Origin of the sequence: Methylomonas albis, assembly GCF_014850955.1 — a bacterium.
Classification (GTDB): Bacteria; Pseudomonadota; Gammaproteobacteria; order Methylococcales; family Methylomonadaceae; genus Methylomonas; species Methylomonas albis.
Genome location: NZ_JACXSS010000002.1, coordinates 25,041 through 34,598 on the forward strand (window position 1 = coordinate 25,041; position 9,558 = coordinate 34,598).

Consider the following 9,558-nt stretch of genomic DNA (forward strand, 5'->3'; position numbering starts at 1 on the left):
AATCATATATGAAGTGACATAGGATGAACTAATATGATTATTCTGATTGGTGGGGAGAAGGGCGGTACCGGCAAAACTACACTGGCCACCAATCTTGCCGCGATGCGGGCCTTGGCTGGACGGGATGTTTTACTGATCGACACTGATCCGCAAGGTAGCGCCAACTATTGGGTGCAAAGTCGTGATGAAGAAAAAGTGCTACCAAGAGTGGCTTGTGTTCAGAAATTCGGTAAAGGTCTACCAGCAGAAGTCAAAGACCTCGAACACCGCTATCAAGATATTATCATCGATGCCGGTGGTCGTGACTCTGTTGAGTTACGGTCTGCTCTAGTTGTCGCTCAAAGGGCTTATATCCCAATCCAACCAAGCCAGTTTGACATCTGGACTCTCAATCAAATGGATGAATTGGTCGAAACCGCGAAAGCGTTCAACCCAGATATTCAGGCGAGGGTAATTATCAGCCGTTCATCTACCAACCCTTCTGTTCATGAATCGGATGAAACTGGCAAATTGCTTGCCGATTTCGCTAATCTCGATCTTGCCGATGTCACTATTCGAGATCGCATTGCTTATCGGAAAGCAGCAAAAGACGGTTTGGCGGTGATCGAACTAAAACCGAAAGACCTAAAGGCTGTGGAAGAAATGGAAATGTTATATCAAGAGGTGTTTGGCAATGAGTGAATTAAAAAGCAGATTACCGTCAAAATCAAAAACCGACTTGGATGCCTTTCTGGGCGGAGCAGAACAGAGGACGACGAGCAAGAAGCCGGCATCGACTAAGCAGCTGGCCTATCCTTGGGAAGACGACAAGGTAAGGGAAGATGTCATCAAACCATTCAATATCAGGTTGTCGGAACCTTATCTGTTGAAGCTGAAATACATTGCCGAGCACACGCCAGACAGCATGCAGAAATTTTGTCTAGCCATTCTGCATGAGGCTATCGACGCAAAAATTGAAGAGCTAACAAAGTAATATGATACTAAATGGTATCATATCATATAGAATAATATATTTTACTTTGAGCGAGTTTAAACCAAAGCCCCATAGACTTATGAGCGGCTGCAAAGTGTAAGCTTCTTTACATCTTTATAGATTTTCTTATCTCTAACGGCATAGCTCTAAGTGCATCGTCACTAAAATCAAGAAATGATAGCTTGTCGCTAACCAGCTTAAAAACGGCTATAGACTGCTCTAAATCTCGTTTTTTCTTATCCGGATTTCTATCACCTCTGGTTGAAAGCCAATTCTTATGCATGGCAAAAGCTCTTGGATCAGGCGCAGTAATATCGACAGGAAAGCCTTGATCATCTATGCCGGTGGCTGTAAATTTTGGACACGAAACCAACCACGCTAATCCCTTTATCTCTACAGCCACTAAGTCTTCAGGAAAATCTGACATTGAAGAATAGTCGCTAAACATAACATTCTTGTTAGCGGGTTGAATAAGGTCAACAATAAAGCCATCTTTATTGGATGCTCTGTATTTATTGCTGTCCATTACCTCAAAAGACTTGTCAACTGATTTAAGTAGTCCAATAAAGCCTTTTGGCTCTGCTGATGCGATGCTTATTTTTTTTCTGGTATCCCACAAAACATCAACATCATCGGTTGCTACCATATCAGGCTCAAAATACACCGCTGCCGCCGCCTCATAAGCATATAAGGCGCTAGTTCCAACAATGAGTGTTTTATTGGCCAATACTGGAAAGTCAGATAATCGTCTTGAAATATCTGCAACCATGCGTGGAACTCTGTTTGCATTGACCGCCTTGCACATTCTTGCATGCTTTTCTTGATTGATTTTAAGCGTTTTAATCCGCTCAGAAAGCTCGGATTTTCTTTCTTGAAAATTTCTATAGATAGATTCTGTTTCTTCAGATCGGGCGCCAAGGCTTTTTTGTATTTTTGCGGTCTGGTGTATCAAGTAATCAATGCCTGAGATGTTACGCCACATCATACTTCCCTTGTAAGGACGCCATTTATTCATAGTGTCTTTCCAAGACTCATAACACTGAATGGCATTAATCTTAATTTTATTTGAATTAGAGTCTATGTCTATGAATTTCATGTTTTTTCATGTAAAAAACCAATATTTTACGATTTTACATGAAACAATAAAAAAAACATAAACTTAACAGCTAGTGATGGATTTGAAGTCCAACAGTGCCGGACAGCTTGCCGTCGCCGGAGGTGGAATAAAATATAGCTTGCGAGTGTTGTCAAATATGACTACACTCAAAACTGATAAATCAGGCTGAAGAAATGAAGAAAACAAGACCCGTTTCATGGATTAAAGCGGCTAAAAAAGACTTCGAAGGATTCCCTGAGTCTGTGCAAACACAAGGTTTGCGGGCGCTCACAGTGGCCGCCGAAGGGCAAATGGCCGATTGTGTAAAACCCCTCAAGGGATTTGAGGGCGGTATCATGGAAATTGTTTTGCGGCACAGAGGGGATGCGTTCCGCGTTGTCTATGCCGTGCAGATAGGCGAAGAGATTTGGGTTCTTCATGCCTTTCAGAAAAAATCAACCCAAGGCATCAAAACACCAAAACATGAAATTGACTTGGTGCATGAACGGCTAAAACGCTTAAAGGAGGCTCTTAAATGACCGATGAACCCTTAGAAATCGTCCGTGGTAGCGGCAATCTCTTTGCTGATTTTGCCCATGCAAATGCAGATGTAGAACATCTGAAAGCAACACTTGCGGCTGAAATTATTGGTGTTCTTGATGATCGCTCTTTGAGCGTTCGCAAAGCATCAGAGTTAACCGCCATTGCTGCTGCTGATTTCTCACGCATCAGACAAGTGAAACTTGACCGTTTCACCATTGACCGCTTGATGACCATTCTCAACCGACTTGATAAGGATGTTGATGTGCAAATCACTGTGCGCTCTCGCCAGCAGAACGTCACTAGTCTGCATAGCCCGATCTTTTGAGTGCTGGCAGGTTGAAAAAACTGGTGCCGGTGCCAGTAAAGTTGCCTTAGTAGTTGCTGTTTCTGCGGAATAGTAGGAACAGTTGCTTTTTCTACTACTACTGCCACCACCTAGCTTTTCCTGCTATGCTTTTAGTTCCGATAACGCTGATTCCCGGAACCAAAAACCGCCGAAAATGACCGCCCTGATTCCCGCCAAAAACACCGACCTGGAGCGACGCGAACTGGCCGAAGCTGCCCAGCACTACATCGACCAGAGTTTAAGCTTCGCCACCCGCAAAGCCTACGCCAGCGATTTCAAGATTTTCAAGACCTGGTGCGTGGCTAACGCGCAAACAGCGTTGCCGGCCAAGCCGGAATCCGTCGTGCTGTTCCTGGCCAGCCAAGCGCAGGCCGGTGTGGCTGCCTCGACGCTGAACCGGCGGCTCGCCGCCATCAAGTGCGCCCATGAGGCCCAAGGCCACGCGACACCGACCGCGCATAAAGGCGTGACGGCGGCCTTGAAAGGCATCCGTCGGGCGAAAGGCATCGCCCCCATCAAGAAGAAAGCCGCCACCGCCGACATCGTCAAGGAAATGGTGCGCCACTGTCCCCCTACGCTGACGGGGAAACGCGACCGGGCGCTGTTGCTACTGGGCTTTGCCGGCGCCTTCCGCCGCGCGGAGCTGGTGGCGTTAACGGTCGCCGACCTGGCGTTCGTGGTCGATGGGCTGCGGGTGACGATTCGACAATCCAAGACCGACCAGGAAGGGGCAGGGCAGGTGATCGCCATTCCCCACGGCAGCCTGCTGTTCTGCCCGGTGACAGCGCTGACAAATTGGCTGGCCGTGGCCGGCGTCCGTGAAGGGGCGGTGTTCAGGGCGGTGGGGAAGGGGAGCCGGGTCGGCGGAGCCGCCCTATCCGATAAGAGCGTGGCGAATGTAGTGAAACGCTATGCCGGCGCAGTCGGCCTCAATGCCGCCGACTTCGCCGCCCACAGCTTGCGGGCCGGATTCGTCACCAGCGCCGCCGAAGCCGGGGCCTCGATCTTCAAGCTGGCGGAAGTCAGCCGCCACCGCTCCACCGACGTGCTGGCCGGGTATGTGCGCTCGGCCAATCTGTTTAAGGATCACGCGGGGGCGGATTTGCTATGAGCGGTTCGGCGACTGACTTATTCGATTTTCAAATACCTTGTTGTGTAGATGGATGATACGTAGAGCCATCGGCTCAAAGATCTTCATGACTATTCCATGAGTTTCTTCGGGTACCTGGGCGGCGCGCAGTCCTTTTTCCAGGCCTTTATAACCCTCCATCCAATGCTCAAAGTAGTCATTTATTAATGTCAACTCGCTGGATGATTCGCGCAGTCTTCTTTCGTCCAGAATCATTTGAAGCCGGCTTTCGATCATGCCGCCTTCAGTCAGCAGGTAAACGATCATTTCTTTTAATACATCGGGTAATACCGGCAGGTGGCTAAGAGCGTCTTTTTTCTTTTGGTTTTCGATTGCCGCTGCTTTCTCCATCTGTTGGCCGTACCGGTATAGCCCTGGGTATTGGTGGCAAAGTTGGGCTAGCTTGGCGTCGGATACCGTCGTCCATAGCCATTGGAAATTTAAAATATGCCCGACCATTTGTTTCAATAATTCAGCGCCATCAATGCCCTGAGCTTCGAGTTGCAGGACGCGCTGATTAATCGCTGCGGCCACTTTATCCACTCGTTCGCTGGGTAGTCCGCCGGAAACCTCCTGACTATCGATCGCCATGGGTGTTGCAAGCGTCTGCATGATTTTGGCAAACCGTTGGAATCCGGCAAACTCCGCGCATAAAGCCTCATTCTCTCGAGGGGTTGCCTGGCTCAACACGGTATGGAAGTCGGCTATCAAATCGGCCATCTCAGTCTTTATTTCGAATTCGCTCAGACCAAGCGCGTCGAGTTGCTGTATTCGGGCATCAATACGCGCGACTATGCCAAGATATTCTAGGTTTAATGGCATGATGGCTGAGGGTTGCAAGCTGATTTTATCATCGCGTAGTCCTTTGCAATGTCATTGGTCAAGAGAGGATTCAGCGTATGATTATAGCCTTGTACCCTGGAAAACCTTTTTGAGGTTGTAGCCGGAACCCCAGAAAATTTGTCACACTGAATAACCCTATTTTGCATATTCCACTACAAACCAGCAACCAGTTCCGATACGAATCCACCAGTAGTGAATGTCGGCTCCTGGAAATGGCGAATTGTCGCAATCGGCCAGAAATTGCGGCCACTGAGGATGCTGACGAAATTTTCCATCCCTAAGTTCAGTGAATGGCCGCTTTTCGGCAAGCAACCTTGCGTTCTCTTTGGCTCGACCCGGCCAAAACCCGCCAGACGAAACGAAAGTGCCAATGGCAAATGTCCAGCCAAAAGCAGGCGTAGGGTGTGGTGAGTTTACGAACCGCACCAATCGCGAACGATGCGTTTCAGGTTGTTCAGTTCCTACGCCCCTGAAAACTGGCAGCATTGCTGCCAATGATTAAATCCAATGTAGGGTTGGTTACGCGTATCAAATGAAGACCAGAGAGTGGCGTGAACGCATTAAAAAGGTATGCGTTGCATACTCGGGCTACTTTACAATCTTTATAGATTTATGAATATATTGTGATTCAACTGTGCTATGCCCGACTTTTCGCCATCAAATTTAATTTCACCTTGGTGTTCGCCTTCGTGGTTGCATAACTCAAACGCCCCCTTTTCAAAGTCTACTGAAAGATAAATTTTTTTTCCATTTTCGCAAATAGATTCGTAAATTTTTCGATAACTTTTGCTTTTTATTTGGTTTGAGGTGGATAAGTTTGGATTAAATTTATAACCATTAAGTTTTGCTATCCTGTCGGCTATAGATTGAATAAGGGCCAGTTTGCCCTCATGGGAATGGCTATTCAAATCCGCTCTAAACTTAGCTAAATCAACAAATTCATTAGATAATTTTAAATTAGGAAGAGGTTTGTTCAAAGTAGGTAGATTTGATTTGTCAGGCTGATAATCATTTAATAAGTCGGCAATCAATCTTTCTTTGATTTTCCAGTGGTTAATAACATCGATAGATTTAACCTGACCATTGCAGTGCCAATCAACATTAATTGAGTCAATATCCCATTTAGAACCTTCAAAACTGAACGTTTGATAATTACTTCCTTTAAAACGGCGATAAGCTACTTCACCCAATCCAGTGTCTGTTACGATATCATTTTGTGATTCTAACCAATCATCAGGACTATGCTGTCGGCTTTCTTCCCAAAAAGGGCCTTTTGTAGTTATCCATGACATAAATGCCCTTTTCTTCTCGAGCTTGAATTGATTGACAGATTGTTGTAACGATAAGTCGTGTGTAACTAAAACTGTGCCATCTCTTAAATTGCGATGACAATGCAATTCTGGCTTGAGCTGTTTTATATTCATAATATTATCTACAGCGCTTTCAAAATCAGCTACACAGGTAAACTGCCCATGTAAAGACAATTCATTGAGAACAAGCTCCATTAATTCCATCCTGCAAAATAATTCATATCTTTGTCAAATTGGTCAAAAAACCATCAGGCCAACAACTAAGGTCACCATGGGTATTAATTTGTGGGCTTATTATTTGCGGTGCGTCAGCAGAACGTGGGTTAAAGAAATGTAAGGCAATATGTTCAGGTAAAATCCCCCCATCTTCACCAGGCGGCGAATACCGTTAAGAACATGATCACTATGGGTTTCAAGAATAACTTGTACGCCAGCGCTGGCTATTTCAGCTAAAAACATTCCCATAAGCGCTTGCCCGGCAGGATGCAAATGCACTTCAGGGTTTTCAATTAACAATATATCTTCTTTTTGAGCGGATAGTCCAGCAATCACAATTGGCAATACTTGTGTTAAACCAAATCCAACATTAATAGGGCGGTGAAACTCTGTTTCATTTGACGTTTTCAATCTCAATGTAACTGCATTGACATTTTGTACTTTTTCTACCGCTAATAAACAATTTGGAAAAAAATGTTGCATTCGTGCAGTAACTTGATGAAACAAGGTATTTCGGCTTTCTGATTTAAGAATTAAGCCATCTAAAATAGGTTCATCACGTTTTGAGTAAAATAGACTCATTGCATATTCGCCCATGGGTCCTACGGCATAAGCTATTTGTTTGTCCTCAAGTGCGTATATTTCGCGTGGCCCAATACGTTCGGCTGTAATATAAGTAAAGCCTGTTGTTAAAGGTTGATGTATATCAGTTACAAACCCATCTTTACGTTCTCCACTTGAGAAAGGCATATTAAAATCATGACTGGCTAATGTGAAGTAAGTTGGTAAAAGCTTTTGTAAATAATCAGAATGATTATCTGGATGATCTTTTTTAAGTTTGGGATAGTCAATTAGATTTTTAGTGCCCGTGGTATTATTAGTAATACAAATTATTTCAACATCCATAGATAACTCGTTGCGCTCTCCAGTGAATACCCAAGAATATGAAATATCTTTATACGTTAAACCAATTTCAAAACTTTTTCCGCCTTGTGATTCATTGACAACATCCAGTACAGTGCCTAATTTAATTGATTTTCCATTAAGCATTAAGCGCGTTGACCATTCATGCTCCCGCATTGTTTGATGCAACAACACCAAAGCCTGTAACACAGATGATTTACCCGATGCGTTAGTACCAGATAAGAGTGTGAGTGGAGCTAAAGGTAAAGGTAATTCTTCAAAACATTTAAAAAACTTAAGATAAATACGATTAAGCATGAAATATCTCCTGAACCATTTCGCGTATTTTTTTGAAACGAAATGTTACATTACGTGCGCTATTAGTACCCAAAGTAATAGAGCTAGTAAAATCTTCATCGCTTAGTAATTCATAAAAATGATCTCTAATTTCAGGAGCATGATCGTTAATTTCTTCTTCAGAGTAATTAGCTAGTCCTGTAGTCATTACATCCCAAAGTGAAATATTTAAAACACCACGCCTGCTTTGTATGGGGCTGTGCTTGCGAAATGCTTGTTCCTGAAATAATATGAAATTGTTTTTTAGTGCGTTTTGGAATGTTCTGGAAAGCGTTATTAATTGTGTTTCATCCAATTGATTCATTGTTCTTAAGGACTCAGCTAGCCATTCATCCATATCACCTCTATAACTATCAAGTGGCAATAAAAAAAAGCACAAAATCGATTGACACATTCTCTATCACGCATTGTTTTAGGTTTTAAACTATTTGCTGTGACTTTTTTAAAAAGATCTGTTTCTGATTCTTTTTTTAAAAACTGAGTTGCTTGCCGCTATATAAACAATTTCGCATTTGTTGTCTGGTCAGTGGTTCACCACTGTTGACACGTTCAAAAATATCTAGTCTAGCTCGCTCTGGTACCTTAGCATCAATGACATAAAGAATTAAATTACAGTCTTCAATGCGGTTTTGCAGTTTAGATGAAAGTTCTTTGAACAGTTTTTTATTCAATTCTGGCTGCTTTGGCAGTTTCAGACGAAAATCATTATCAAGAAAACGTTTAAAAGTTGTTAATCGCTGTAAACCATCAACGACAATCATTTTTCCATCATTGTCTTCCCCTAAATAAAACACTGGCAAGGGAATACGCATTAATACCGATTCAATTAGCTTGCTTTGTTTATCTTCCTCCCAAACAAAATCACGCTGAAAATCGGGAGCCATAATAAAGAAGCCTTTATCAATTCGGCGTGTTACATCATGGATAGTTCGGGTTTCATTTCTGATCAATAAGGTGTCGATGGGGTAATCACCCAAAGAGGCATCTTCGTCTTTACTTAGACCTTCGATTTCTTCTGTATCTTCAATTGCCATTCTATTCACGTTTGTTTTAATGTTTGTTGTGCATCTTATACTTGTTATTTCGGGCGCGTAGGGCCGTAGGCTGGATAGAGCAATTTGCGGTCATTGGCAGATTAGGGTAGTCATCAAGAATAGGTAGATCTTTTTCCGTTCGCAAGCACGGCGGTTAAGCAAATTGTAACCGCCGCCATGAATTTAAACATTAAATTGCTGTCTGTTCCGAAATTTCTAACGCATCATCGACCTCTATCCGAGATATCTCACTGTGCTCTCTAGCTTGGTATGACCCAGCAGTAGTTGAACGGCTCGCAAGTTTTTGTCCGACGATAAATCAATGTGGCTTTAGTCCTGCGCATTGTGTGAGTACCATATGCTGCCGGATCAAGACCAATAGATGTTACCCAGTGTTCAACAATTCGAGCATATTGCCGCGTAGAGAGGTGTGGCGAATCGTGAATTCGACTTGGAAAAAGAAACTCTTCGGTCTTCAGTTGAGACTGGCTGATCCAATTTGCCAACGAGTCTCTGGTTTGCTCGGTAATTTCAAACTGAACTGGTCTATGTGTTTTCTGCTGCATTACAATTGATCGTGATGACACTCGACCACCTTGCGCAACATCGCAAACTTTAAGTTTGACCAGATCACATCCCCGGAGCTTGCTATCAATGGCAAGATTGAAGAGAGCCACTTCACGGATATTTTTGGCCATCTGCAAACGTATGCGAATGGCCCAGATTTCCTTCAATTTTAGTGGCAATTTCTGACCAATTAACTTGCCTTTGTTCCAGGGTGCGTGCAGATTGCTTTGGTTTTCTTGTT

The 9,558-nt window shown here is 43.7% G+C and carries 13 protein-coding genes; 5 read left to right on the plus strand and 8 right to left on the minus strand.

All coding sequences use genetic code 11. The annotated features are described in order from the left end of the window. The first annotated feature begins 33 nt into the window (after positions 1–33). Together EBA_RS24390 and EBA_RS24395 are read left to right on the plus strand one after the other, a co-directional pair. Positions 34–681 (plus strand): AAA family ATPase, encoded by a 648-nt coding sequence (locus EBA_RS24390; protein WP_192377423.1) that lies wholly within the window; start codon positions 34–36, stop codon positions 679–681. Then, positions 674–973, plus strand: a complete 300-nt coding sequence (locus EBA_RS24395; RefSeq protein ID WP_192377424.1) for a hypothetical protein — start codon at positions 674–676, stop codon at positions 971–973. The genes EBA_RS24390 and EBA_RS24395 overlap by 8 nt, the downstream gene beginning before the upstream one ends. 106 nt (positions 974–1,079) lie before the next feature. Here the strand turns inward: EBA_RS24395 and EBA_RS24400 are convergent, their stop codons facing one another. Then, a complete protein-coding gene (locus EBA_RS24400; RefSeq protein ID WP_192377425.1) occupies positions 1,080–2,069 on the minus strand; it encodes a GSU2403 family nucleotidyltransferase fold protein in 990 nt (329 codons plus the stop codon). A gap of 194 nt (positions 2,070–2,263) precedes the next feature. On the opposite strand from EBA_RS24400, the gene EBA_RS24405 reads away from it, so the two are divergent. The 3 genes from EBA_RS24405 (at position 2,264) to EBA_RS24415 (ending at position 4,069) form a co-directional block, all read left to right on the plus strand. Continuing rightward, positions 2,264–2,608: a type II toxin-antitoxin system RelE/ParE family toxin gene (locus tag EBA_RS24405; protein ID WP_192377426.1), complete on the plus strand. Its 345-nt coding sequence runs from the start codon at positions 2,264–2,266 to the stop codon at positions 2,606–2,608. Then, complete coding sequence (locus EBA_RS24410; protein WP_192377400.1) at positions 2,605–2,937, plus strand: helix-turn-helix domain-containing protein; 333 nt, start codon at positions 2,605–2,607, stop codon at positions 2,935–2,937. Before EBA_RS24405 ends, EBA_RS24410 begins: the two co-directional genes overlap by 4 nt. 175 nt (positions 2,938–3,112) lie before the next feature. After that, positions 3,113–4,069 carry a site-specific integrase gene (locus EBA_RS24415; protein WP_192377427.1) on the plus strand — a complete coding sequence of 319 codons (957 nt, stop codon included), beginning with the start codon at positions 3,113–3,115 and terminating at the stop codon, positions 4,067–4,069. Here the strand turns inward: EBA_RS24415 and EBA_RS24420 are convergent. The 7 genes from EBA_RS24420 to EBA_RS24450 all read right to left on the minus strand — a co-directional run. Then, positions 4,064–4,909 (minus strand): hypothetical protein, encoded by an 846-nt coding sequence (locus EBA_RS24420; protein WP_192377428.1) that lies wholly within the window; start codon positions 4,907–4,909, stop codon positions 4,064–4,066. The genes EBA_RS24415 and EBA_RS24420 overlap by 6 nt on opposite strands. A gap of 623 nt (positions 4,910–5,532) precedes the next feature. Then, positions 5,533–6,435, minus strand: coding sequence for a hypothetical protein (locus EBA_RS24425; protein WP_192377404.1), 903 nt, complete (start codon positions 6,433–6,435; stop codon positions 5,533–5,535). A gap of 22 nt (positions 6,436–6,457) precedes the next feature. After that, positions 6,458–6,598, minus strand: a complete 141-nt coding sequence (locus tag EBA_RS25015) for a DUF3696 domain-containing protein (RefSeq protein WP_192377430.1) — start codon at positions 6,596–6,598, stop codon at positions 6,458–6,460. Continuing rightward, on the minus strand, positions 6,535–7,677 hold the full coding sequence (locus EBA_RS24435; RefSeq protein WP_192377429.1) for an AAA family ATPase: 1,143 nt from the start codon (positions 7,675–7,677) through the stop codon (positions 6,535–6,537). Before EBA_RS24435 ends, EBA_RS25015 begins: the two co-directional genes overlap by 64 nt. Further along, positions 7,670–8,053, minus strand: a complete 384-nt coding sequence (locus EBA_RS24440; RefSeq protein ID WP_223146780.1) for a hypothetical protein — start codon at positions 8,051–8,053, stop codon at positions 7,670–7,672. The genes EBA_RS24435 and EBA_RS24440 overlap by 8 nt, the downstream gene beginning before the upstream one ends. 133 nt (positions 8,054–8,186) lie before the next feature. Then, the gene (locus EBA_RS24445; RefSeq protein WP_223146781.1) at positions 8,187–8,750 is read right to left on the minus strand and encodes a DUF262 domain-containing protein; all 564 of its coding nucleotides are present in this window, start codon (positions 8,748–8,750) and stop codon (positions 8,187–8,189) included. Positions 8,751–9,010: 260 nt separating this feature from the next. Continuing rightward, a partial coding sequence (locus EBA_RS24450) for a tyrosine-type recombinase/integrase (RefSeq protein WP_225616662.1) occupies positions 9,011–9,558 on the minus strand: 548 nt, incomplete at its 5' end.

Coding starts and splice junctions, on each gene's coding strand:
- EBA_RS24445 (WP_223146781.1), bottom strand. CDS start 8,750: ATGGCAATTGAAGATACAGAAGAAATCGAAGGTCTAAGTAAAGACGAA.
- EBA_RS24395 (WP_192377424.1), top strand. CDS start 674: ATGAGTGAATTAAAAAGCAGATTACCGTCAAAATCAAAAACCGACTTG.
- EBA_RS24425 (WP_192377404.1), bottom strand. CDS start 6,435: ATGGAGCTTGTTCTCAATGAATTGTCTTTACATGGGCAGTTTACCTGT.
- EBA_RS24410 (WP_192377400.1), top strand. CDS start 2,605: ATGACCGATGAACCCTTAGAAATCGTCCGTGGTAGCGGCAATCTCTTT.
- EBA_RS24420 (WP_192377428.1), bottom strand. CDS start 4,909: ATGCCATTAAACCTAGAATATCTTGGCATAGTCGCGCGTATTGATGCC.
- EBA_RS24390 (WP_192377423.1), top strand. CDS start 34: ATGATTATTCTGATTGGTGGGGAGAAGGGCGGTACCGGCAAAACTACA.
- EBA_RS24400 (WP_192377425.1), bottom strand. CDS start 2,069: ATGAAATTCATAGACATAGACTCTAATTCAAATAAAATTAAGATTAAT.
- EBA_RS24435 (WP_192377429.1), bottom strand. CDS start 7,677: ATGCTTAATCGTATTTATCTTAAGTTTTTTAAATGTTTTGAAGAATTA.
- EBA_RS24405 (WP_192377426.1), top strand. CDS start 2,264: ATGAAGAAAACAAGACCCGTTTCATGGATTAAAGCGGCTAAAAAAGAC.
- EBA_RS24440 (WP_223146780.1), bottom strand. CDS start 8,053: ATGGATGAATGGCTAGCTGAGTCCTTAAGAACAATGAATCAATTGGAT.
- EBA_RS24415 (WP_192377427.1), top strand. CDS start 3,113: ATGACCGCCCTGATTCCCGCCAAAAACACCGACCTGGAGCGACGCGAA.